This window comes from Curtobacterium sp. MCPF17_001 (assembly GCF_003234615.1).
In the GTDB taxonomy this organism is placed as follows: domain Bacteria; phylum Actinomycetota; class Actinomycetes; order Actinomycetales; family Microbacteriaceae; genus Curtobacterium.
Window position 1 is genome coordinate 287,464 of record NZ_QKSL01000001.1, and the last position, 22,689, is coordinate 310,152.

The 22,689-nt window shown below is 70.8% G+C and carries 27 protein-coding genes and 1 tRNA gene; 13 read left to right on the plus strand and 15 right to left on the minus strand.

The window, feature by feature from the left end:
- Nucleotides 1-76: 76 nt before the first annotated feature.
- Nucleotides 77-919, plus strand: coding sequence for an SDR family NAD(P)-dependent oxidoreductase (locus DEJ24_RS01505; protein ID WP_111076978.1), 843 nt, complete (start codon nt 77-79; stop codon nt 917-919).
- Nucleotides 920-929: 10 nt separating this feature from the next.
- Here DEJ24_RS01505 and DEJ24_RS01510 read toward each other — a convergent pair whose 3' ends face one another.
- The 5 genes from DEJ24_RS01510 to DEJ24_RS01530 form a co-directional block, all read right to left on the minus strand.
- On the minus strand, nt 930-1,253 hold the full coding sequence (locus DEJ24_RS01510) for a hypothetical protein (protein WP_111076979.1): 324 nt from the start codon (nt 1,251-1,253) through the stop codon (nt 930-932).
- Nucleotides 1,254-1,469: 216 nt separating this feature from the next.
- Complete coding sequence (locus DEJ24_RS01515) at nt 1,470-2,306, minus strand: alpha/beta fold hydrolase (RefSeq protein ID WP_111076980.1); 837 nt, start codon at nt 2,304-2,306, stop codon at nt 1,470-1,472.
- Nucleotides 2,307-2,451: 145 nt separating this feature from the next.
- Nucleotides 2,452-2,787 (minus strand): cold shock domain-containing protein, encoded by a 336-nt coding sequence (locus DEJ24_RS16715; protein WP_181436492.1) that lies wholly within the window; start codon nt 2,785-2,787, stop codon nt 2,452-2,454.
- Nucleotides 2,788-2,841: 54 nt separating this feature from the next.
- Nucleotides 2,842-3,429, minus strand: coding sequence for a TetR/AcrR family transcriptional regulator (locus tag DEJ24_RS01525; RefSeq protein ID WP_146242494.1), 588 nt, complete (start codon nt 3,427-3,429; stop codon nt 2,842-2,844).
- A 68-nt stretch (nt 3,430-3,497) separates the two neighbouring features.
- Nucleotides 3,498-4,817: a carboxylesterase family protein gene (locus DEJ24_RS01530; protein WP_111076982.1), complete on the minus strand. Its 1,320-nt coding sequence runs from the start codon at nt 4,815-4,817 to the stop codon at nt 3,498-3,500.
- Nucleotides 4,818-4,972: 155 nt separating this feature from the next.
- On the opposite strand from DEJ24_RS01530, the gene DEJ24_RS01535 reads away from it, so the two are divergent.
- The 5 genes from DEJ24_RS01535 to DEJ24_RS01555 all read left to right on the plus strand — a co-directional run bounded on the left by DEJ24_RS01535 (nt 4,973) and on the right by DEJ24_RS01555 (nt 9,387).
- Nucleotides 4,973-5,773: a sugar phosphate isomerase/epimerase gene (locus DEJ24_RS01535; RefSeq protein ID WP_181432751.1), complete on the plus strand. Its 801-nt coding sequence runs from the start codon at nt 4,973-4,975 to the stop codon at nt 5,771-5,773.
- Nucleotides 5,770-6,879, plus strand: a complete 1,110-nt coding sequence (locus DEJ24_RS01540) for a Gfo/Idh/MocA family protein (protein WP_111076983.1) — start codon at nt 5,770-5,772, stop codon at nt 6,877-6,879. Before DEJ24_RS01535 ends, DEJ24_RS01540 begins: the two co-directional genes overlap by 4 nt.
- Before the next feature lie 84 nt (nt 6,880-6,963).
- A complete protein-coding gene (locus tag DEJ24_RS01545; RefSeq protein ID WP_111076984.1) occupies nt 6,964-7,653 on the plus strand; it encodes a hypothetical protein in 690 nt (229 codons plus the stop codon).
- Nucleotides 7,654-7,763: 110 nt separating this feature from the next.
- On the plus strand, nt 7,764-8,840 hold the full coding sequence (locus DEJ24_RS01550) for a phosphotransferase (RefSeq protein ID WP_111076985.1): 1,077 nt from the start codon (nt 7,764-7,766) through the stop codon (nt 8,838-8,840).
- Nucleotides 8,806-9,387, plus strand: a complete 582-nt coding sequence (locus tag DEJ24_RS01555) for a GNAT family N-acetyltransferase (RefSeq protein WP_111076986.1) — start codon at nt 8,806-8,808, stop codon at nt 9,385-9,387. Before DEJ24_RS01550 ends, DEJ24_RS01555 begins: the two co-directional genes overlap by 35 nt.
- Before the next feature lie 73 nt (nt 9,388-9,460).
- On the opposite strand, the gene DEJ24_RS01560 is transcribed toward DEJ24_RS01555, so the two are convergent.
- Nucleotides 9,461-9,991: a MarR family winged helix-turn-helix transcriptional regulator gene (locus DEJ24_RS01560; protein ID WP_181432750.1), complete on the minus strand. Its 531-nt coding sequence runs from the start codon at nt 9,989-9,991 to the stop codon at nt 9,461-9,463.
- On the opposite strand from DEJ24_RS01560, the gene DEJ24_RS01565 reads away from it, so the two are divergent.
- The 4 genes from DEJ24_RS01565 (at nt 9,990) to ctaD (ending at nt 14,677) form a co-directional block, all read left to right on the plus strand.
- Nucleotides 9,990-10,892, plus strand: coding sequence for an alpha/beta hydrolase (locus DEJ24_RS01565; RefSeq protein ID WP_111076988.1), 903 nt, complete (start codon nt 9,990-9,992; stop codon nt 10,890-10,892). The two genes, DEJ24_RS01560 and DEJ24_RS01565, sit on opposite strands and share 2 nt — an antisense overlap.
- A gap of 181 nt (nt 10,893-11,073) precedes the next feature.
- Entirely contained in the window at nt 11,074-11,550 is a 477-nt protein-coding gene (locus DEJ24_RS01570; RefSeq protein ID WP_146242495.1) for a hypothetical protein, read from the plus strand.
- Between the two features lie 200 nt (nt 11,551-11,750).
- A complete protein-coding gene (locus tag DEJ24_RS01575) occupies nt 11,751-12,917 on the plus strand; it encodes a glutamate--cysteine ligase (protein WP_111076990.1) in 1,167 nt (388 codons plus the stop codon).
- The gene (gene ctaD / locus DEJ24_RS01580) at nt 12,914-14,677 is read left to right on the plus strand and encodes a cytochrome c oxidase subunit I (RefSeq protein WP_110902931.1); all 1,764 of its coding nucleotides are present in this window, start codon (nt 12,914-12,916) and stop codon (nt 14,675-14,677) included. Before DEJ24_RS01575 ends, ctaD begins: the two co-directional genes overlap by 4 nt.
- Before the next feature lie 13 nt (nt 14,678-14,690).
- Here ctaD and DEJ24_RS01585 read toward each other — a convergent pair whose 3' ends face one another.
- The 8 genes from DEJ24_RS01585 to DEJ24_RS01620 form a co-directional block, all read right to left on the minus strand.
- Entirely contained in the window at nt 14,691-14,873 is a 183-nt protein-coding gene (locus DEJ24_RS01585; RefSeq protein WP_258374487.1) for a TetR family transcriptional regulator C-terminal domain-containing protein, read from the minus strand.
- Between the two features lie 40 nt (nt 14,874-14,913).
- Nucleotides 14,914-15,498 carry a hypothetical protein gene (locus DEJ24_RS01590; RefSeq protein WP_146242496.1) on the minus strand — a complete coding sequence of 195 codons (585 nt, stop codon included), beginning with the start codon at nt 15,496-15,498 and terminating at the stop codon, nt 14,914-14,916.
- A gap of 41 nt (nt 15,499-15,539) precedes the next feature.
- Nucleotides 15,540-16,193: a TetR/AcrR family transcriptional regulator gene (locus DEJ24_RS01595; protein ID WP_258374486.1), complete on the minus strand. Its 654-nt coding sequence runs from the start codon at nt 16,191-16,193 to the stop codon at nt 15,540-15,542.
- A gap of 91 nt (nt 16,194-16,284) precedes the next feature.
- The gene (locus tag DEJ24_RS01600; RefSeq protein WP_111076992.1) at nt 16,285-16,851 is read right to left on the minus strand and encodes a MarR family winged helix-turn-helix transcriptional regulator; all 567 of its coding nucleotides are present in this window, start codon (nt 16,849-16,851) and stop codon (nt 16,285-16,287) included.
- A 3-nt stretch (nt 16,852-16,854) separates the two neighbouring features.
- Entirely contained in the window at nt 16,855-17,037 is a 183-nt protein-coding gene (locus DEJ24_RS01605) for a hypothetical protein (protein WP_111075333.1), read from the minus strand.
- A 186-nt stretch (nt 17,038-17,223) separates the two neighbouring features.
- Nucleotides 17,224-18,105, minus strand: coding sequence for a manganese catalase family protein (locus DEJ24_RS01610; RefSeq protein WP_111076994.1), 882 nt, complete (start codon nt 18,103-18,105; stop codon nt 17,224-17,226).
- A 37-nt stretch (nt 18,106-18,142) separates the two neighbouring features.
- On the minus strand, nt 18,143-18,979 hold the full coding sequence (locus DEJ24_RS01615) for an SDR family oxidoreductase (RefSeq protein ID WP_111043639.1): 837 nt from the start codon (nt 18,977-18,979) through the stop codon (nt 18,143-18,145).
- Nucleotides 18,980-19,088: 109 nt separating this feature from the next.
- Nucleotides 19,089-19,826 (minus strand): TetR/AcrR family transcriptional regulator, encoded by a 738-nt coding sequence (locus DEJ24_RS01620; RefSeq protein ID WP_111076995.1) that lies wholly within the window; start codon nt 19,824-19,826, stop codon nt 19,089-19,091.
- Between the two features lie 99 nt (nt 19,827-19,925).
- Between DEJ24_RS01620 and DEJ24_RS01625 the strand changes: the two genes are divergently transcribed.
- The 3 genes from DEJ24_RS01625 to DEJ24_RS01635 all read left to right on the plus strand — a co-directional run bounded on the left by DEJ24_RS01625 (nt 19,926) and on the right by DEJ24_RS01635 (nt 22,413).
- Entirely contained in the window at nt 19,926-20,783 is an 858-nt protein-coding gene (locus DEJ24_RS01625) for an NmrA family NAD(P)-binding protein (protein WP_111076996.1), read from the plus strand.
- Nucleotides 20,784-20,886: 103 nt separating this feature from the next.
- Nucleotides 20,887-21,570, plus strand: a complete 684-nt coding sequence (locus DEJ24_RS01630; protein ID WP_111076997.1) for an SDR family NAD(P)-dependent oxidoreductase — start codon at nt 20,887-20,889, stop codon at nt 21,568-21,570.
- A 51-nt stretch (nt 21,571-21,621) separates the two neighbouring features.
- Entirely contained in the window at nt 21,622-22,413 is a 792-nt protein-coding gene (locus DEJ24_RS01635) for an alpha/beta fold hydrolase (RefSeq protein ID WP_111076998.1), read from the plus strand.
- 121 nt (nt 22,414-22,534) lie between these two features.
- On the opposite strand, the gene DEJ24_RS01640 is transcribed toward DEJ24_RS01635, so the two are convergent.
- A tRNA-Leu gene (locus DEJ24_RS01640) sits at nt 22,535-22,621 on the minus strand.
- Between the last annotated feature and the right edge of the window lie 68 nt (nt 22,622-22,689).

Genomic DNA, 22,689 nt, shown 5'->3' on the forward strand with positions numbered 1-22,689 from the left:
TGGGCGCTGCGGGGTGGAGCCCGCCCCACCCCGGTGCTAGGTTGACGACACGTCGTGTCATCAACCGGAGGTCGTCATGGAAACACAGCGCATGGAGGGCAAGACCGTCCTCGTCTCGGGCGGCTCGTCCGGTGTGGGGCTCGCCGTCGCGAAGGGGCTCGCCCGCCTGGGTGCCCGCACCGTGCTGCTCTCGCGAGACGGCGACCGCGGACGCAACGCGGTGCGGGCCGTGCAGCAGGCAGCGCCGGGCGCCGACGTCGACTCGCGCGTCGTCGACCTCACGTCCCCCGCCTCGGTGGCTCGCCTGGTGGACGACCTCCGTGACACTGCCGGCACGCTCGACGTGCTCGTGAACGCCACGGGAGCAGTCGGTGAGCGCGGTGACCTGCGGCCCGGGATCCCCCGGAGCTTCGCGACCAACTACCTGACCCACCACCTCCTGACGCGGGCCGCGTTGCCACTGCTCCGCGGCGCTCCGGCCGCACGCGTCCTCACGGTCGGTGTGGCGCCGGCACTCGTCCGGCGTCTCGAGGAGTTCGCGGTGGACGGCGTGGACGCGAACGCCTCCGGGGTACGGGTCCTGACGCAGGCGGTCGCGTGGAAGCTGCTCCTGTCACGGCACCTCGCGGAGACCGAGACCGGCATCAGCGCCGCGGTCTTCCACCCCGGTCTGATCAAGTCCGACCTGCTCGGTCGACAGGCGCTGCCGTTGCGGCTCGTCGGCAGCGTCGCGAACCGGTTCGCCGGCTCCACCTGCCCGGTCGCGGACCACCTCGCGTCACGGACCGCAGACCTCGGGCCGGCCGGAGGGATGGTCGACGACCGCGGACGGACGGTCGCCCTGCCGCCGACGATCAGCACCGCGAACGCCGAGCGTTCGTGGGCAGCGAGCGAGGCCCTGGTCGATCAGCTGGTCTGACCCGGACCGTTCAGAGGATGAACAGGGCGGTGACCAGCGACAGCAGGAGCAGGCACGACGTCAGGACGGTCGCGACGATGGTCGTCACGCGTGACCGGTCCGGCCCACGGGTCCGGTGCCACGCGACGACCGTGCACACCACGGCGATCACTGCCAACGGGATGACGACGAAGACGTCGCCGATCCGGGTGATCTCCCGGAACAGTCTCCCGTGTCCTGCCTCACCCTGACTCGCGGCGTAGACGAGCCCGCTGCCCAACAGCGCGGCCACCCCCAGCACGGCACCGATCAGCGCTGCCGCGAACCCGGTCGCTCCGACGACGAGGCCGGCCACCGCCCAGGCTGACCCGCGACGGCGCATCGGTCCTGTCGGCGGTCGACCCCACACCGGTACCGGACTCCCGCTCCCCCACTCCTGCATGACGCAACCCTGCCACGCTCCGGGCAGCACGCCGAGGGGCGACGGACGGGAGGCGCGTCACCGGTGAGCTCGTCGGCCCACCGGCACCGCGCCTCCCGTCCGTCGGCTGCGGACGCAGCGTCCGCAGCGTCAGCTCCGGATGAACGCGAGGATGTCGGGGTTGATGACGTCCGCGTGCGTGGTCAGCATGCCGTGCGGGTACCCCTCGTAGATCTTCAGCGTCGCGTCGCTGAGGAGCTCGGCCTGCTTCAGGGCCGCGTCCTCGTACGGGACGACCTGGTCGTCGTCGCCCTGCAGGACCAGGACCGGCACGGTGATCGCCCGCAGGTCCTCGGTCTGGTCGGTCTCCGAGAACGCCTTGATGCCCTCGAGGTGGGCGAGCGCGCTGCCCGTCATGCCCTGGCGCCACCAGTTGGCGATGACGGGCTCAGACGGCGTCACGCCGTCACGGTTGAAGCCGTAGAACGGGCCGGAGGCCACCGCCTGGAAGAACTCGGCACGGTTCGCGGCGAGCGCCGCACGGAACCCGTCGAACACCGAGATGTCGGTGCCCTCCGGATTCGACTCCGTCTTGAGCATCAGCGGCGGCACGGCGGAGACGAGGACCGCCTTCGCGACCCGCCCCTGCGGCTGGCCGTACCGGGCGACGTACCGAGCGACCTGGCCGCCACCGGTGGAGTGGCCGATGTGGATCGCGTCGTGCAGGTCGAGGTGCTCGACGACGGCGGACACGTCGCTGGCGTAGTGGTCCATGTCGTGGCCGGTGCCGATCTGCGACGAGCGGCCGTGACCCCGCCGGTCGCTCGCGACCACGCGGTACCCCTCGGCCAGGAAGTAGAGCATCTGCGCGTCCCAGTCGTCCGAGGACAGCGGCCAGCCGTGGTGGAACACGATCGGCTGCGCGCCGGGGTCCCCCCAGTCCTTGAAGGAGATCTCTGCTCCGTCGTCGGTGGTGATGTACCCCATGTGCGTTGCCCTCCTGTGGTCGTTCGTCGGATACTCGCAGATCGACGGCCTCCCGGACAGGAGTTCACACACTCGTCACCAGCACGGAACCAGGACGACGCGTGCGACGACCGACCCGGTGTCCGTCCGCGGTGGTGACGCCACGTCAGCTCCTGGAGCCGTCGTCCCACTCGATCGTCAGGGAACTGCCGGACACACCCGGAGGGGGCGTGCCCGATCCCGTCGCCGCACCGTCCGCCACGGTGACCGCGCTCGCCTGCCCGCCGTACGGAGGATGCGGGACGTCCTCCCAGTCCACGGTCACCCGCTCGCCCGGAACGAGGGAGGCGAAGTCACGCCCCACGACCGCGCTGAAGTGCGCCCAGACGTCGCGCACGGCCGGGAGGCCCGGACCACCTCCGACGACCGGGTCCAGGTCGACGACTCCCCACCCCTCGTCGGCACTCCAGCTGCGCACCGTCCCGGCGGTCGTCGTGGTCATCGGGCCATCATGCGCGCCGCAGACGGCGGGGTCCAGGAGGCCTCCGCCGGTCGTTCAGACGAGCGCGACCGCACCCCACCCGGCGCGCATCCGGGCGACGGCCCGGTCCCATCCGGAGAGCAGGTCGTTGTCGTCCCGCATCAGCGACTGCACCTGCAACCCCTCGTAGAGCGCGACCAGCTGCTCCGCCGCGTGCCGGGGCGACGTCCCGTGCGGCTCGCGACCGGCGACGACGTCCCGCACGAGGGCGAGGGTGATGTCCTCGAACTCGTGGACGTACTGGTTGCGGAACCACCCGGCGGCGGGGTGTGTCGGCGCCGAGGCTGCGCTGAGCGTGGCGATCCGGATGCGCACGAGCCCGGGATCGGCCAGGCCGGACTCCAGGCGGGCGCGGAGGTACGCGGCAGCGCCGTGCTGCTCGGCGATTGGCCACAGGGCCGCCCGGTCGCCGTTGTTCCAGCGGTTCATCACGGCGACGACGAGCAGCTCCCACACCGGGTAGGCAGCCGTGACGTCATCGGCGGTGAGGTCGGCGAGCGCGGCGACCTCGGCGGGCCCGACGGCGTGGAAGTCCGAGCGCCGGAAGGCCTCGATCGCGGCCTGGACGATGCGGGGACGGAGATCGGCATCGGGCGCGGGCATGAGGACGATCATCCGGTCCGGACGGCGGTCGCGCGACCGCCAGTTCGAGGGGCGCGGACGGATCGCGCTCAGCCGCGGTCGAACGTCAGCGTCTCGTCGTCGGCTGCGGTGACCCTGCCGGAGCGCGCGAACTCCGCCCAGATCGCGCGGTGCCCCGGCCCGCGGCGCTCGACGGCCGCCCAGTCCTGTTCCGGAACGAACCGGCTGCCGGCCCATGCCGCCCGGTCGCCGAGCAGCAGTGGCACGTCGCTCATGTGCACTGCCCCGGTCGGCCGGACGGTCACCCCGCGGTGCAGCCGGTAGACCACGGCCCGACCGCCCGCGGCGCGGTGTCGGGCAGCGAAGGCCCGGGCGTCCCGGCCGTAGATGACCTCGCTGAGCGGGCGGACGAGCCACCAGCGGAGCAGGGCTCGTCCGACCCGGGTGCGGGCGATGGCCGGCAGCCCGGGGATCATCGGGACGTAGAGAGCGGCCTCGTCGGTCGCGGACCCGATGAGCACCTCGACGTGCGGGGCCGCCCGACGCCAGGCGTCCGGCAGATCGCGTTCGGCGGGCAGCGGCGCGTGCCCGTACTGCGTGCCGAACGGCATCCCGCCGCGCAGCCCGTACGGCAGCGCCACCCTCTCGGCCGCCGCCTGCAGCGTGAGCACGTCCGGCAACGCGGTGTCCGGTGCGACGGTGCCGACCGCGCGGAGCATGGCCCGGTTCATCCGGGCCCGACGGCGCGAGAGCCCGAGCGGTGCGCTCTGCACGATGGCCCGCTGGAACAGCCCGGTCGTGCCCTCGGCCACCATGAGGTGTGCGATCGCGTCACCGCCGGCCGACTGCCCGAACAGGGTGATGCGGTCCGGGTCCCCGCCGAACCCCGCGATGTTCGCGTGCACCCACCGCAGCGCCTCGACCAGGTCGAGCAGTCCGAGGTTCGCCGGGACACGTACCCCGTCGCCGAGGAACCCGAGCACGCCGAGCCGGTAGGTGACGGCCACGACGACGACCCGCTGCTCCTCGGCGAGCGCCCGGGGGTCGTGGATCGGGATGTCCCCGCCGCCGACGACGTACGACCCGCCGTGGATCCACACCATCACGGGCAGCTGTTCGTCCTCGCCGAGGTCCGCGGGCACGGTCACCGAGAGGGCCTGGCAGTCCTCGGAGACCTCGGCCTCGATCGGGTGGATGAGCTCCTCGAGGACGGGCGTCGCTGGCTGCGGCGGCACCGGCGCGGGGGTGTCGGCGACGAAGTCCGACGTGAACGGCGGGACCGGCTGCGGTCGCCCGAACCGCTCGGCGCGGGCGTAGGGGATGCCGAGCGCGCGGACCACCCCGCCGTCGCGGTGGCCGACGATCCGGCCGACGGGGGTGGTGAAGGTGCGGGTCGGCGCGGCGGTCATCAGGCAACCGTACGACGGTCCGCCCGACGCGGATCACGTCATCGGGAAACGAAAACCACACAGCGGGTGGTTTCTGCGGTAGCGTCGGATCGTCTCGCCGTGGAGCAGTGTCTCCGTCGGCCGCACACCACGTCAGGATCGAAGGAGCCTCTGCAATGCCCACCACCTCTGTGCAGCTGTACTCACTGCGCGACGCGATCGCCGAAGACCTCGACCAGGCCATCGCCCGGGTCCGGGAGATCGGCTACGAGAACGTCGAGCCCTACGCGTTCGTCGAACGTGCCGCCGACCTCGAGCGCGCCTTCGCCGCCACCGGCCTGAAAGCCCCGTCCGGCCACGTCGCCGTGATCGACGCCGACGACACCGCCCCGATCTGGGACGCGGCGGAGCGCCTCGGCATCCACACCGTCATCGACCCGTTCATCCCGACCGACCGCTGGCAGACCGCCGACGACGTGAAGAAGATCGCCGAGCGCGTCAACGTGCTCACCGCCGAGGCCACCGCCCGCGGCCTGGCGTTCGGCTACCACAACCACCAGTGGGAGTTCACGAACAAGGTCGGCGGCCGCACCGTCTACGACCTGTTCGTCGAGCAGCTCGCGCCGGAGACCGTCCTCGAGGTCGACACCTTCTGGGCGACCGTCGGTGGCGCCGACGCCGCCGCCGTGCTCCGCGGCCTCGGCGAGCGCGTCGTCGCGATCCACGTCAAGGACGGCAAGGTCGACGGCGACATCCGCACCGCGCTGCCCTCGTCCGAGAGCGCGCTCATCGTGCCGGAGGCGCTCCAGCGCGCGTTCGAGAACCAGACCCCGGCCGGCCAGGGCGACGTCGACGTCGCGGGCATCCTCGCCGCAGCGCCGCAGGCCATCCGCGTCGTCGAGTTCGACGCGTACAAGGGCGACGTCTTCGAGGGCATCACCGAGTCCCTCACCTGGCTCCAGGACAACGACAAGTGAGCCGCTTCGGCATCGGCATCATCGGCGCGGGGAACATCTCGACGCAGTACCTCGAGAACCTGACGCAGTTCGCCGACGTCGAGGTCCGCTTCGTCGCCGACGTGCTGCTCGACCGGGCCGCCGCGCAGGCGGAACGGTACGGCGTCGCCGGTTCCGGCAGCGTCGACGAGCTGCTGGCTCGTGACGACGTCCAGATCGTGATCAACCTGACGATCCCGGCCGTGCACGCCGAGGTCGACCAGCAGATCATCGACGCCGGCAAGCACGTGTGGAGCGAGAAGCCGATCGCCACCGACCACGACTCGGCCGCGGCCGTGCTCGCGTCGGCGCAGGCGAAGGGCCTCCGGGTCGCGACCGCTCCGGACACCGTGCTCGGCGCGGGCATCCAGACGGCGCTGCGGGCAATCGCCCGCGGGGACATCGGCGAGCCGCTGACCGCGACAACCCTGTTCCACGTGCCCGGACCCGAGGCGTGGCACCCGAACCCGGACTTCCTGTTCGCCACCGGTGCCGGTCCCCTGTTCGACATGGGCCCGTACTACGTCACCACGCTCGTGCACGCCTTCGGAACCGCCAGCCGTGTGCAGGCCGTCTCGTCGAAGTCGCTCGACCGTCGCACCATCGCGTCAGGTGACCGTGCCGGGGAGACCTTCCCGGTCGAGGTCCCGACGCACCACGCCGCGCTCATCGAGTTCGCCGGCGGGCAGTCCGCCCAGTCGACGTTCTCGTTCCAGCACGCGCTGCCACGCCAGGGCTTCGTGGAGATCAACGGCACGCTCGGCACGATCTCGCTGCCGGACCCGAACACGTTCGAGGGTGAGTCGACCCTCTGGCGCTTCGGCCAGGACGAGGCCGAGACCCTGCCCGCCGTCGGCTCCACCTGGGGCCGTGGTACCGGGGTCGTGGAGCTCGCGCGAGCCATCGCCGAGGACCGACCGGAGCGCGCCTCCGGTGCCCTGGCCCTGCACGTCCTGGACGTGCTGCTCGGCATCCGCGACGCGGCCGAATCGGGTTCCGCCGTCGAGATCGCGTCGTCCGTCGACGCGGTCCCGCCGCTCCCGGAGGACTTCGACCCGGCCGCCGCCGTCCTGACTGCCGGCGAGTAGCCCGACAGCTCCACCACCGGAACGGCCGGCCCTCGGCGAGGGCCGGCCGTTCCGTGTTCCCCGGCGAGGGAGCAGGATGACGGCATGGGCAACGCGTTCTCAACTGGTTGGCGCATCGCCCGTTCGCGCCGGTCGGAGTTCCTCGACCTGGCGCGCCTCCGACGCCGGACCGTCGTGACCGGCACGGTAGCCGTCGTCTCGGGCACGGTCATGGTCATCGCCGACCTGCTCTGGGGCACCCTCGACGGGGCGTGGCCCCTGCGCCTCCTGGCCATCGTCTGTTTCGCGGCCGCACTCGGCTGCTTCGTCGGGGTGTTCCTCCGGGTCCACCGTCGGGATCTCGACCTCCGGGGCACCGGCACCGGAGCGGGCGACTGGCGCCGCGGCGAGCGCATCGACCGGCAGTTCGCCGCGCGTCCCCCGGCGATGCTCCCGGAGGACCGCGACGAGGTCCTCGCTCGGGCCGAGCGCTCCCTCGGACCCTCCGTAGCCCTCGCGGCGCGGTTCGTCCTGCTGCCGATCACCTGGGCACTCGTCTGGGCGGGAGCGCTGCTCTCCGGCCTCGGCACGCTCGACTCCCCGCTCGTGTTGTTCTGGCCGCCGATGCTCATGCTGCTGCAGTCGGCCACCTTCATCGCGGCGGTGACGGGCATCGGGCGGTCCGACGCCGCACGCCGCCGCGCCCTCGCGCTCGAGCCGGCCCCGGTCGTCGCGGCACCGCCGCGTCGGAACGTCGACCCACGCGGTTCGAAGGTCGGTCTCCCCGGTGACTGACCCCGCGCTCCACGGACCTCTGTGTGGAGCCTGTCGACAGGGCCTGTGAGGCGGGGCAAGATCGGGCGGGGTGTCGGGCTCGGCGCTCGTCTCGTGATGCAGGGGGATCGATGACGATCGAGATGTTGTGGGAGCAGGACGATCCGACCGACGTGCTCCGGAACCGTTTCGGCTTCGCGGACGCCGAGGCGGTGGGCGATTGGGTCAGGTCGACGGTCGAGCATCACTGGGGTGTTCGTGTCGGGCCACCGGAGCGGATGGTGATGAGCGACAGCAACGCCCTCGCATGGGTTCGTGGAGGGGACGAACGCCTCCTGGTGAAGTGGTCGGTCGCTCCCGACCGGTTCGAGCGACTCGCGTTCGCCGCCGACCTCACTGCTTGGCTCGGAGCACAGGGACTGCCCGTGTCGACGCCGGTACCGACCCTCGCGGGTGAGGTTCAGGTGACGGACGACGGCATCTCGCTGGGTCTACAACGCGTCATCGACGGAGCACACCTCGATGTCGAGGACGCCGATCAGGTCCGTGCAGCGGGGGCGACGCTCGCTCGACTACACGACGCGCTGCGCTCGTGTCCCTTGCACGACGCGCGCCCCGGGGTGCTGTCCGCGCCGGCACCGCTCACAGAGCAGATCGCGGGCTGGGTCGCTACCGAGCCGTCAGCGCTGTCTCCGAAGGCCCGCGACGTACTCTGGCGGGTGCTCGAACGAGCGCCTGCGGATCTCCCGCCTCTCCAGATCGTGCACGGCGACTACCGCGCCGCCAACATCTTGTGCGTCGGCACCGCGGTCGTCGGCGTCCTCGATTTCGAGGAGCTCCGACTCGACCATCGAATCGTCGAGCTCGCTCGCTCCGCGGTCATGCTCGGCACGCTCTTCCGGGACTGGGGACCTGTTCCCGTGTCCGTTCGGCAGCAGTTCCTGGACGGCTACCAGACGGTCCGAGCCCTCACGGACGAGGAACTGCACTGGTGGCCGGTACTCGTGCTCTGGTATTCGCTGGCACTCGTGCCTCCCGGCGACGACCCCACGGGGTGGGGTCGAGCGGCAGTCGAGCAATTCGAGACCGCCGACGGCTCGTCGGCCGGCAGTTACCGATCAACGGTGCCGGTGGTCTTCCCGCCTCGCCACCAGCGAAAATGCGACCACGAAGATGACACTCGAGATCCGCGCCGCGGCTCCTGCTGATGCTCTACAGATCGCGCGGGTGCACAAACGATCACGCGAGGCCTACTACGGGGATGCCCTCGACCCGGTCGATGCGGCTCGTGATCGGTACCCGATGTGGCTCGACACGTTGACCAGGGCTGACACCTGGTGCGCCGTCGCGGTGCTGCATGAGGACCTCGTGGGTTTCATCGCGGGCCACCTCCCGGAGCGGGACGATCTGCCTGCCGAACTGTCAAGTCTCTACGTCGACCCTGATCGGTTCGGTTCAGGGGTCGGTAGTGCGCTGTACCAGCGCTTCGTCGACGTCGTTTCATCGGGTACCGCTGAACTCGAGGTCTGGGACGGGAACGACCGGGCAAAGCGCTTCTACGAGCACCGAGGCTGGCAACCGACCGAACAGATCAGAGCAGGCGTCACCGGGAAGCCATTCGTCACCTGGACGCTCGACCTTCGCCCCTGCGAGCCAGACGTCCGTAGCCGATCGTCTACAGGATGTCGTCAGCGGGCGTACCGCAAAAAGCTCCACGAGAGGCGAGGAGCGTCCTCACCTCCTGCGAAGAACTAGTCACCACGTGGCGGGTAGCACTCCGCTGTCGGACCCGACCCGGGACTCGCTGCACTGCGCTGCGTGGCTTGCATCATCCGACGGGCATGCCGAGCCGGTCGTTCCCCAACCTGGCTCGGAGCGTGTTGAGCAGAGCACCGACGATCTTCACTTGGTCGTCGTCGAGAGACGGGGCGACGAGTTCGGCGAGCCGGCGACGGAACGTCACCTCTGCCGCAGCGACGATTGCGGCACCTGTGTCAGTCAAGGAGACGAGCACCGATCGCCCATCTGTGGGATTCGGTCGGCGATCGACCCAGCCGCGCGCGGCGAGTCGATCCACCCCCTTGCTGATCGCCCCGACTCCGGCAGCGAAGTTCGTGGCGACGTCTGCGATCCGCGACGCAGGGTGGTCCCGGAAGTAGCAGAGGAACTCGTACTGCGTAGCCACGATGCCGTGCTCGCGACGCAGGGTGTCACTCACTGCGTTGTAGAGACGCGTCTCGGCTCGAACCAGGTCGTCGAAGAGCTGCACGAGATCATCGCTTGCCGTTCCGGTTGCCACGGCATACAGTCTACCGTTGCATGCCGCGGCAACCAAATCGCCCGGCGGGAGGAGCACCATGAGCCGAGAACAACGACAGGCACTCAACGACATGCTTCGGGCAGCGCCGCAGGCCAGCGGGCCGGTGCCAGTCGAGCAGATGCGACAGGGGTTCGCGCGCTTCATGAGCCAGTTCCCCGTCCCCGAGGGCGTCACGCGAACGCCGATCGAACTCGGCGGTCGAGGCGCTGTCCGCGTCGAACCGAGCGCTGACGCGCGTCCCGGCATCATCTTGTACTTGCACGGTGGATCGTTCTCGCTTGGTTCCCCCGAGACCGCGATGGCGTTGACCGCGCACCTCGTGGAACGCACAGGCGTGCCAGCGGTCTCGGTCGACTACCGGCTCGCTCCGGAGCACCCGTTCCCGGCAGCCATCAACGACTGCCTTTCCGCCTACCGCGACCTGCTCGATCACGACGTCGACCCAGCGAGCATCGTGTTCGCGGGCGATTCCGCAGGAGGGGGCCTCGCGGTGACGACGACCCTCGCCGCCCGGGATGCCGGGCTCCCCGTCCCTGCAGGGATCGTCGCGTTCTCGCCCGGGCTGGACCACACGCGTACCGGTGCGTCGATGACGTCGAAGGAGGGCATCGACCCGCTCTTCACCCGCGCCGGGATGGAGCACACGGGCACCCTCTACCTCGACGGTCAAGACCCGGAGCAGCCGCTGCTCGCTCCAGCGGTGCACGCCGACCTCAGGGGGTTCCCGCCGATGCTGCTGCAAGTCGGGACCAACGAGCTCCTCCTCGACGACGCCGTCCGACTCGCCGACCTGGCACGCGCCGCCGAGACGGACGTCATCCTCGACGTCGTTGCCGGCGTGCCCCACGTGTTCCCCGCGTTCGTCGGGCTGATCGACGAAGCCGACGAAGCAATAGCCCGGGCAGCCCTGTTCATCGGACAGCGCCTTCGGATCAGTTGACGAGGCCACGTCCGGGGACCGACGGGCCGACGAGACTGCTCCAGCGCCCGAACCGACGAGGACCAACCACACTGGTCACGTGCGTTTCGACACCGTCCTGACCCAGGCTGACGTCCCGACGCTCCGTACCGAGGTTGCTGCGCTCCGGCTCCCAGGGCGTCGACTGGCGCGAGGCGTGAGCATGCAACGCGACGGGCGCGAACGCCCGTGGCAGTTCCAAGCGGTCGTTGACGAGCGTGATGAGAGTTGGACGTTCGACCGGGAGGGGCACACCCACCGCGACCGCTACGAGGAGGGCGTCCTCCAGACCGTTGACGGGCCGTCGGAAGTCAGCTTCGCTCGCAGCGGCACGGTTGCCTCTCCCGTTCGCCTGCTCACTCCTGAGCTGCTCCTCCTCTGGGGATCACCTGCGAGCTACTCACCGATGCTCGTCCAGCGGATCAACGAGCACTGGCTGCTGTTCACGTTCGAGCACGAGCTCGACCCCGCGCAACGCACGACGCTGGTCATCGACGAGCGCGACGGAGTCGCACACCGCTCGTACGGAGTGGATCAGATCACGGTGATCACCGAGCTCCGCTTCATGGAAGACGACGAGCCGATGCCTCCACGTCCGCGCTTCCCTCGACTGCAGGAGTGGCCCCGGCTCGAGTACTGAACCCACGCGCGAAGCTGCGCCCGGATGTGGACCGCCATCAGCGCACGATCTTGCGCTGCACGCTCCTCGGCAGACGAATCAGCAACCGACCCCCCCCCACCACCCTCCCCCGCGACCGAACCCGCGCTCCACGGATCGTCCTGCCGCGTGCTCCGGCCACCCGGTGCCCATGCGCAGCCGCCCGAGGATTCACTCAGTGCATGCGCACCATGGGAGTCGAAGAAGAGCTGTTGCTCATCGACCGGACGACGGGTCACCCCGTCCCGGTCGCGGAACAGGTGCTCGCCCGTGCCGTCGCTGCCGGTGGCCCCGGCGACGGTGGCGAAGTCGTCGGCGAGATGCACCGGGAGGCCATCGAGGTCTTCACCCGCCCGCACTCGTCGCTCGCAGCGCTCGGTGGCCAGGTCCTCGCCAACCGTGAGTTCACCGAGATGCTCGCGTCCGAGGCCGGAGCACATGCCGCCCCCCTCGCGACCTCGCCCTCCCCGGTCGAGCCACACCCGACGGAGTCGCAGCGGTACACGACGATCATGCAGCGGTACGGCTCGCTGCCCCGGCGGGTGCTCACGTCCGGGCTGCACGTGCACGTCTCGGTGGACTCCCCGGAGGAGGGTGTCGCCGTCCTCGACCAGATCCGCACGTGGACGCCGATCCTCATCGCCCTGACCGCGAACTCCCCGTTCCACGACGGTGTCGACACGGGGCATGCCAGTTGGCGGTCGATGCTCTGGAACCAGTGGCCGTCGTCGGGTCCGCAGGAGCGCTTCGGTTCGCTGGCGCGCTACCGGGCGGTGACGGACGCGATGCTTAGCACCGGTGCGCTCCTCGACTCAGGCATGCTCTACCTCGATGCCCGGCTGTCGCAGAACCACCCGACGGTCGAGGTCCGGGTCGCCGACGTGCCGCTCGACCCCGGCACGACCGTCACGGTCGCCGGACTGGTCCGCGCCCTGGTGGACACGGCGGCGAAGGACGCCGCGGTCGGCCGGGAGGCTCCCAACACCCCCGCCTGTGCGGTCCGGCTGGCGAACTGGCGAGCGGCGCTCGAGGGGCTCGACGGGTGCCTCGTCGATCCGACGACCGAGCGTCCGGCCCCCGCCCGGGACGTCGTGATGCTGCTCCTGGCGCATGTCCTGCCGGCCCTGACGGCGAACGGCGACGACCAGCTGGTCGAACGGGGCATCGCCGACCTCTTCGCCCGCGGCACCGGTGCCGCCCGCCAGCGCGCAGCCCGTCTGCCGATGACGGAACCGGGGTCGGACGACCTCGGGCACATCGCCCTCGCCGCGGCCCGGGTCGTCCCGGTCGCGAGCACCCACCTCGATGCAGCACGACCGCGGACCGTGATCGGACGGAGTACCCCATGACCCAGACGACGACGCCCCCAGCCCTCGGGGAAGAGCCCGGTGAACTCCTCGGACGACGGCCGCTCCGGTCCGGTGTCCGTGCGGTGCACTGGCACACCTCCACGGACCACAAGACGATCGGCAACCTCTACCTGGTGACCTCGTTCGGCTACTTCTGCCTCGCCGGACTGATGGCCGTCGTCATGCGGACCGAGCTCTTCACCCCCGGACTCGACGTCCTGGACACCCGCGAGCAGTACAACCAGCTCATGACGATGCACGGCACCGTGATGCTGCTGCTCTTCGCCACCCCGCTGTTCGCCGGGTTCGCGAACGCGATCATGCCCCTGCAGATCGGCGCCCCGGACGTCGCCTTCCCGCGACTGAACGCCCTGTCCTACTGGCTGTACGTCTTCGGCAGCGTCATCGCGATGGGTGGCTTCCTCACGCCGGCCGGGTCGGCGTCGTTCGGCTGGACCGCCTACGCGCCACTGTCGGACACGACGTTCCAGCCCGGCCTCGGTGGGACCCTGTGGGTCGCGGGCCTGAGCATCACCGGGTTCAGCACGATCCTCGGGTCGGTGAACTTCATCACGACGATCGTGACGATGCGGGCGCCCGGGATGACCATGTTCCGGATGCCGATCTTCACCTGGAACGTGCTGATCACCTCGATCCTCGTGCTCATGGCGTTCCCGGTGCTCGCGGCGGCCTTGTTCGGGCTGCTGCTGGACCGGGCGTTCGACGCGCAGGTCTACAACCCCGCCAACGGCGGTGCTCTGCTCTGGCAGCACCTGTTCTGGTTCTTCGGTCACCCCGAGGTCTACGTGATCGCGCTGCCCTTCTTCGGGATCGTCTCCGAGGTGTTCCCCGTCTTCAGCCGCAAGCCGATCTTCGGCTACAAGACGTTGGTGTACGCGACCATCTCGATCGCGGCCCTGTCGATCTCGGTCTGGGCGCACCACATGTTCGCCACCGGCGGGGTCCTGCTCCCCTGGTTCTCCCTGATGACGATGCTCATCGCGGTGCCGACCGGCGTGAAGATCTTCAACTGGGTCGGCACGATGTGGCAGGGTTCGGTGACGTTCGAGACGCCGATCCTCTGGGCGATCGGATTCCTCGTGACGTTCACGTTCGGCGGCCTGACCGGGGTGATCCTGGCGTCCCCGCCGCTGGACTTCCACGTGCACGACACCTACTTCGTCGTCGCGCACTTCCACTACGTCGTGTTCGGCACCGTCGTGTTCGCGATGTTCTCCGGCTTCTACTTCTGGTGGCCGAAGTTCACGGGGAAGATGCTCGGCGAACGCCTGGGCAAGGTCCACTTCTGGATGCTCTTCATCGGGTTCCACACGACCTTCCTCATCCAGCACTGGCTCGGCGTGGTCGGCATGCCCCGCCGCTACGCGAGCTACCTGCCGGAGGACGGGTTCACCTGGATGCACCAGGTGTCGACCGTCGGGGCGATGGTGACCGCCGCGTCGATGCTCCCCTTCTTCCTGAACATCGTGCAGACGATGCGGCACGGTCAGCGGGTGCGTGTGAACGACCCGTGGGGCTACGGCCGATCGCTGGAGTGGGCGACGAGCTGCCCGCCGCCGCGCCACAACTTCACCGCGATCCCGCGGATCCGGTCCGAGTCGCCGGCGTTCGACCTGAACCACCCGGAGGCCGGCGTGCCGGTCGGCGTGGGTCGGGCGATGGACGCCCCTGACGCGCCGACGCACGACCAGGCGAGCGGCAAGACCCGGAAGCCGGAGGGCCCCGGGCAACAGGCGTGACCCCTCGCACCGCTCAGTGCGGTCCGTGCCCCTCGGTGCCGCCGGGGGGCACGATCCGTTCCAGCAGTCGCAGCACCCGCTCCCCGTCGACCGCGTCCGGGTCGAGCAGCCACTGCACCTGCATCCCGTCGGACACCGCGATGCTCAGGCTCGCCAGGTCCTCCGGGTCCAGGTCGTCACGGATCCGCCCTGCCAACTGGTCCCGTTGCTGGACGGCACGGTCTACGGGTCGACGGTCATCCGGGCAACCGCGCTTCGAGCGGCTGGTCACCGCCGTGGTCCACCAGCACCCGGCTCCCGTCGACGTGGAGGCGGAAGACGTCCTCATCGGTCGATGAGGGTCCCGTCTCGACCTGGTTGCTGTTCGCCCACGCCCGCGCGCCGGCGGCGGGTCGGAAGGACCATCCGTCGCGGAAGCCGAGTTGGAGCTGGCGTCCGCCCAGCGAGCGGTACTCGGCGACGGTCACCGTGTGACCGGAGGCCGAACCGACGTCGACGTACCGGACCGACCCGCCGAGGGACGAGAGCACGACGGAACCGAGTGCGCACCCCAGGAGCCCCACCGACAGGAGCGCCGCGGCAGCGCGAGCGACCGTCCGGCCGGCGGAGCGCCCGGACCGGGTCAAGTGCCACGCCCACGTGACGGCGGCGTACGCGGCAGCGAGCGCACCGACCAGCCAGCAGGCCTGCGTGATCGTGCCGGGCCCGCGTCCGGCGACGACGAGCTGCGCGCCGTCACCTCCGGCGTGCACGAGGACGACGCCGACGACGAGCGCGACGGCGGCGACCACGACAGCAGTCCACCGGCTCGCGGTGGACACAGCGCGACCGGTTCTCGCTCGCGGTGCCTGCTCGGCGAGCATCAGTCGGCCGGGAGCACGGCCTCGGGGCCGGATGCCCTCGGTTCGCCCGGGGGCACGATCCGTTCCAGCAGTCGCAGCACCCGCTCCCCGTCGACCGCGTCCGGGTCGAGCAGCCACTGCACCTGCATACCGTCGGACACCGCGATGCTCAGGCTCGCCAGGTCCTCCGGGTCCAGGTCGTCACGGATCCGTCCTGCCGACTGGTCCCGCCGGATCAGGTCGGCCAGGTCGGCGCGCAGCCGGGTGAACCGGTCGCGCATGAACTCGCGGGTGGCCGGGTGACCCTCCTGCACGGCGTCGGCGGAGAGGGTCGTGTAGAGCTGCACGAGCCCCGGTACGGCCCGGTTGCGCGCGGCGCTCTCACGCATGTCGCCGATGGCGGACTTCATCCGCTCGGGTGCACCCTGCTCGCGCACCTCGTGCTCGCGGTAGACGGCGAGCAGCAGCTCGTCGCGGCTCGGGAAGTAGTGCCGGAGCGCCGCGTGCGTGATGCCGAGGGCGTCCGCGACGGACCGCAACGAGGACGCGTCGACGCCCTGCTCGGCGACCATCCGGATCATCTCGTCGAGGATCTGGGCCCGTCGCTCCGTGCCCTTGCGGTAGCCGCCGCGGCGCGACGAGATCGCTGCGTCGTCATCGGCGGGGTCGGTCACCGTGCCAACTTACCGCTGGAAGGTTTTCGCGGCCAGTGGCGGACGGGAGGCCCCGATCACCAGCGGTGACGTGCCTCCCGTCCGGTGGGTGTCAGGAACCGGCAGCCGACCCGTCGGCGTCAGCGCCCGCCTGCGGGACGGTGTACTCGTCCACCGGTGTGGGCAGGCCGGCGTCGAGTGCGGCCGTGATCTGCCCCAGGCAGCGTGCCAGGACCTCGTTGTCCTCGGCCGAGAGGTGGTCGATGACCTCGACCACGGCCTCGTGGAAGATCTCGTACGACTTGTCGATCTTGCGGGCGGCCTGCACGGTCGGCTCGAGCACCTGCGCCCGACGGTCGGTGGGGTGCGGGACCCGGAGCAGGTCGCCCTTCTCGACCAGGCCGTCGACGATCTTGGTGACCGAGGCGTTCGAGACCGACAGCATGACGGCCAGGTCCTTCGGGCCCATGCTCCGGCCGTCGCGGTGCGCCTGCAGCATGTAGCGGACGGTGAGGAACTCGTTCTTCGTCAGACCGCTCTCGCCGCGGGCACGTTCGAGCTGGTCCTCTTCGGCGTGCTGCAGCCGCAGCAGGGCGTCGACCGCGGTCTTGGCGGACCGGGTGCGCGGCTCGCGGGCGTAGAGGTGGACGTGCTCGCGGCGGACGACGGTCAGCGGCATGCGTCAGGCGGCCGGGGCGACGAAGAAGTCGGCGTAGGACAGTTCGGTGCGGCGGGACAGCAGCGACGGGTCCTCGATCCGCTGGGCGACCCAGGCTTCGATGACGGCCGGGTCGGTGAGTCCCACTCGCGGGTGGGAGCCGCCGAACCGGGTGTCGTGCGACGTGCCGTGGTACGTGCTCTGCATGGGTGCGCCTTCCTCGTCGAGGGTCTGCTGTCCGTGCGGACGTGGCAACTCTTTCACATCGTGAACTATGAGGGCAACAAACAGTTTTGCCACTTGTACAGTTCGCGCACCGAACGACCGCGGTCCCCGAACGCACACGAGCCCCTCCTCCGACGGAGGAAGGGCTCGTGCGTGGAGCGGGAGGGACTACTCCTTGTTGAGCTTGTCCTGCACCGTGCCGGCGATCTTCTCGACCGTGTTCGGCAGCTCGGTCGTGCCGTACAGGCGCGAGTCCGGGTGCGTGGGCGGGGGCATCGGCACCGAGGTCGTGGGGCCGTCGTGGTACGAGTACTCGCCCTTGCCGTCGAACGACGGGCCGCTCGCCCACGAGCCTTCCTTGGCCTGCGCACCGTCGGAGAAGTTGAGGTACTGGTAGTGGACCTCCTGGTTCTCCTTGTGCTGCGGGAAGTTGCTCGGGACCGGCATGGTCTCGAGGCCCTGCTCGCGGAGCTCGGCAGCGGCGGTCGCCCACATGTTCTGGTGCATGGTGTCGCGGGCGATGAGGAAGCTCAGCAGGTCCCGGACGCCGTGGTCGTCGGTCATGTGGTAGAGCCGGGCGGCCTGGACGCGGCCCTGCATCTCGGCGTTCTCGTTCGCCGTGAAGTCGGCGAGCAGGTTGCCGCTGGCCGTGATGTAGGAGCCCTGCCACGGGTTGCCCATGCTGTCGACCGGACGCGCACCGGCGCCGGCGACGATGGCGTGCTGGACGTCCGTGCCACCGACGATCGCGGCGACCGTCGGGTCGTCCTGCAGTGCGTCCTCGGTGATGCCGAGGGGGGACTTCTCGAGCAGCTGGGCGATCATCGTCGCGAGCATCTCGACGTGGCCCATCTCCTCGGCGCCGATGCCGAACACCATGTCGCGGTACTTGCCCGGGATGTGCATGTTCCACGCCTGGAACTGGTACTGCAGCGCGACGGAGATCTCGCCGTACTGACCACCGAGCACCTCCTGGAGCTTCCGCGCGTAGATCGCGTCGGGCTTGTCGGGGGTCGCCTTGAACTGGAGCTCTTGCTTGTGGAAGTACAAATCGTTCTCCTGTTTCTGTTCGGTTCGGGTGGACGGGTCAGAGGATCGGCGTGCCGCCGGTGACCGCGATGCGCGCACCGGAGACGTAGCTGCCGTCGTCGCTCGCGAGCAGGACGTACACCGGGGCCAGCTCTGCCGGCTGTCCGGCGCGACCGAGGGGTGTCTGGGTGCCGAACTGTTCGACCTGCTCGGCGGGCATCGTCGAGGGGATCAGCGGCGTCCAGATGGGGCCGGGCGCGACGCTGTTCACGCGGATGCCGCGCTCCCCGACGAGCTGCGCGAGCGCGGCCGAGAAGTTGGCGATGCCGGCCTTGGTCACGTCGTACGGCAGCAGGGTCGGCACCGGGTTGTCGGAGTTCACCGAGCTCGTGCCGATGATCGAGGCGCCCGACTGCAGGTGCGGCAGTGCTGCCTTGACGAGGTGGAAGTAGGCGCTGAGGTTCGTCGCGAGGGTGTGGTCCCACTCCTCGTCGGTGATCTCCTCGAGCGTCTCGTGGGTCATCTGGTACGCGGCGTTGTTCACCAGCACGTCGATGCCGCCGAGCTCGGACACCGCGGTGTCGATGATGCTGCGGCAGTAGGCCGGGTCACTGACGTCACCGGGGAAGAGCACGGCCTTGCGACCGGCGTCCTCGATCCAGTGCTTGGTCTCCTGCGCGTCCTCTTCCTCTTCGGGCAGGTAGGAGATCAGGACGTCGGCACCCTCGCGGGCGAAGGCGATCGCGACCGCCTTGCCGATACCGCTGTCACCGCCGGTGATCACGGCCTTCTTGCCGGCAAGCTTGCCGGATCCCTTGTAGCTGGTCTCGCCGTGGTCCGGCTTCGGTCCCATCGCCTGCTCGGAACCGGGGGGTTGCTGCTGTTGATCGCTCATGTCACTCCCTGGACGAAGGTCGTCGTGCAGGGGGTCATGGTCGGCGGGCGTCGCTGGACGGCCGTCCGGAGTGTTCAGATCACGCGGACGGGCGCGGCGTGCCCGCCGGTCAGGAGGCGGTGGTCGCCCGTCCGAGCCACTCCTGCAGCAACGCCCGCTCGGGGGCGGTCAGGCCGGGGAGCGCGGGGGCGGCGGCACGCACGGCCTGCAGCGCGCCGAGGGGCACCGATCCCCCGTCGGCATCCTCGCCGTCCGCCCAGGTCGGCGGGTCGGTGACGATCGCTGCCAGGACCGTGTCGAGCATCAGCTCGGGCAGCGACCCGTCGCCGGGCGAGCCGCCCTCCGGTGCGCCGCCGGCGAGCATCGTCAGCATCGACCCGGCGCCGGCTGCGCGGATCATCGAGACCGCCTGCTCCTCGGGCACGCGGAGGCGTCCGGCGGCGGCGACCCGGTGCACCCGCGCGCGGAGCACGTCCAGTCCGGCAGCGACCGCCGGGGAGTCGTCGTCGCGGTCCGAGGCGTAGAGCAGACGGAACAGCGCGGGGTTGGCGAGCCCGAAGGCCACCTGCACCCGCCACGAGTCGCGGAGGTCCGCGACGGGGTCCCCGCCACCGTCGGCCTCGGCGGCCGCGTGCTCGGTCTTCGCGGCGACGAAGTCCGCCAGGACGTGCTCGGCGACCGCGTCGAGCAGGCCGTCCTTGTCACCGAAGAGCCGGTAGATCGCCGGCGCCTGGACACCGGCGGCGAGCGCGACGCTCCGGGTGGTGACCGCGGCGGCACCGTCCTCGGCGAGCAGGCGTGCGGCCGCGGTGACGATGCGGGTGCGCGGGTCCGGTGCGGGGCTCATGGTTCCGATGCTACCGAGGCGGTGGTATCGCCGCTTCCGTCATGGCGTTTCCAATGATACTTTCCTCGTGTTACCACTGGAAACACGATCGGAGCAGCCATGATCATCGTCACCGGAGCCACCGGACAGCTCGGCGGGGCAGTCGTCGCCCACCTCCTCGGACACGTCCCCGCCCAGGAGGTCGCCGTCAGCGTCCGCGACCCGCGGTCGGACGCCGCACGTCGGCTCGCCGACCAGGGCGTGCAGGTCCGACGGGGTGACTTCACCGAGCCCGCCACGCTCCCCACGGCGTTCGCGGACGCCAGCCGGGTGCTCATCGTCTCCGGGCCGGCCGACCCCGAGCCGCACCGCGCCGCCGTCGAGGCAGCGGTCACCGCCGGTGCGGAGCACATCGTCTACACGGCACACATGGCGACCTCGCCGGACTCCCACTTCGGTCCGGCCCGGCAGCACGCCGCCACCGAGCAGGACCTGGCGGCCACCGGCATCACCACCACGTCCCTCCGCAACGGCTTCCACGCCTCCAGCGCACCCTTCATGCTCGGCGCCGGCCTCCGGACCGGCGAGCTCCGCCTGCCCGCCGACGGCCCGGTCGCCTGGACCGCGCAGGCGGACCTGGCCGTCGCCGCCGCGATCGCCCTGACCGACCCCGACCGCCTGCACGGCACCACCCCGCCGCTCACCGCGTCCCGGGCGCTCGACATGGACGAGCTCGCCGAGATCGTCTCGCAGGTCACGGGTCGCAACGTCACCCGGACCGTGGTCGACGAGGACGAGTACCGCGCAGCACTCGTCGCCGGCGGGCTCCCCGAGGCGTTCACCCCGATGATGACCGGGTTCTTCGCCGCCGCGCGTGACGGCGAGTTCGCCACGGTCGACCCGACGCTCGCCGACCTCCTCGGCCGCGAGCCGCGGAGCATCCAGGACGTCCTCGCCGACGCACTGCGGGCGCACTGACCGCGCACGTGGGCGCACACGGCGCCGGACGGGAGGCGCGGGGCGGGCCCGCCACGGGCCTCCCGTCCGGCACCTGAACGGGCACCGGCGTACCGTCCACGACGTGGATCTCCAGCTGCAGGACCGTGTCGCACTCGTCGTCGGCGGGAAGGGGTACATCGGCACGGCCGTCGTCGACCGCCTCCGCCAGGAGGGTGCCACCGTCGTCGTCGCCTCCCGCACCGCCGACGCCCCGGGAAGCGTCGCGATGGACACCGCCGACCAGGCATCGGTCGACAGCGCCGTCGCCCGCGTGCTCGAGGACCACGCGCGCATCGACGTCCTCGTGGTCACCGCGGCCCCGGCGGCGAACACCCTCGACCCCGAGCGCCGCTCCGACCCGGACCAGGTCACCGCGGCCGTCGACGGCAAGGCCCTCGGGTTCCTCCGCGTGGCGAACGCCGTCCTGCCCGCGCAGCGCCAGGCCGGTTTCGGCCGCGTCGTCGTCGTCAGCGGACAGAACGCCTACCTCTCGGGGAACATCACGACCTCACTGCGCAACGCGGCGACGAACGTGATCGCGAAGAACCTGGCCGACGAGACCGCGGGCACCGGCGTGACCGTCAACGTCGTCAACCCGGGCACCGTGACCGACCAGCCCGACGCCGAGGTCCGACCGGGTGCCGGCGGGCAGTCCAGCCCGCAGCAGATCGCCGACCTGGTCGCGTTCCTGTCCTCCCCGCTGTCGGTCGTGTCCGGCGAGTCGATCTCGATCGCCCATCGTGTCCTCGGGAGCGTCACCGTCTGACCGGCGGGCACGCCTCTTCCGCCGGGCGACGGGCGGGTGTTGACTGCCGCCATGCAGCAGGTCCACTCCGCCGACGGCACCTCCATCGCATGGGAGGCCGTCGGCCCGTCCGACGCCCCCGGAGTCGTCGTGGTCGGCGGGGCGTTCAGCACCGCCGACGCCGCCCGACCGCTCGCGCACGCCCTCGCCGAGGCGGGCCTCCGGGGTGTGGTCCTGGACCGCCGTGCCCGCGGCGGATCCGGGGACACCCGGCCGTACGCGCCCGCACATGAGGTCGAGGACCTCATCGCCGTCACCGCGGCCGCCGGCGGCGTCCGTGCCGTGCTCGGGCACTCCTCGGGCGCCGTCCTGGCCCTCCGTGCGGCGGCCGGTGGACTCGAGGTCGACCACCTCTTCCTCTCCGAGCCGCCCTTCGCGTTCGACGACTCCCGCCCACCGCAGGCCCCGGACCTGGTGGACCGATTGCAGGCGCACGTCGACGCCGGGCGACCCGAGGACACTGTCGTCCTCTTCCAGCGCGAGGCAGTGGGCCTGCCCGACGAGGTCATCGAACAGATCCGGCATGCACCGATGTGGCCTGCCCTCGTCGCCGTCGCGCAGTCGACCGTGTACGACGCGACGATCACCGCCGAGACGCCGGTGCCCTCCCCCGCGATGGCGGCCGTGTCGATGCCGGTGACCGTCCTGCGGGGTGGGCGGACCTGGCCGTTCCTGGTGACCGCGACCGACCGGCTCGCGGAACTCCTGCCGACCGGGAGGCTCGTGGTCGTCCCCGAGTCGCAGGACCACGCACTCCACCCGGCGGGTACGGCGCGGGAGGTCGCGGCCGCGCTCGGCGCGTGACGGCAGCGCCCACGGCGCGCGACGACCAGCCGCCGCGAACGACCGACCCGCCGCCGCGAACGACGAAGGCCCCGATCTCTCGATCGGGGCCTTCGTCGTGCTGCTCTCCATCGGAGAGCCCTGGTGCGCGAGGGGGGACTTGAACCCCCACGCCGTTTCCAGCACACGGACCTGAACCGTGCGCGTCTACCAATTCCGCCACTCGCGCCAGCGACGAGAACACTACCATGCACAGACGGTGCCCGGAGCCAACCACTACCATGCAGAGGTCAGCGA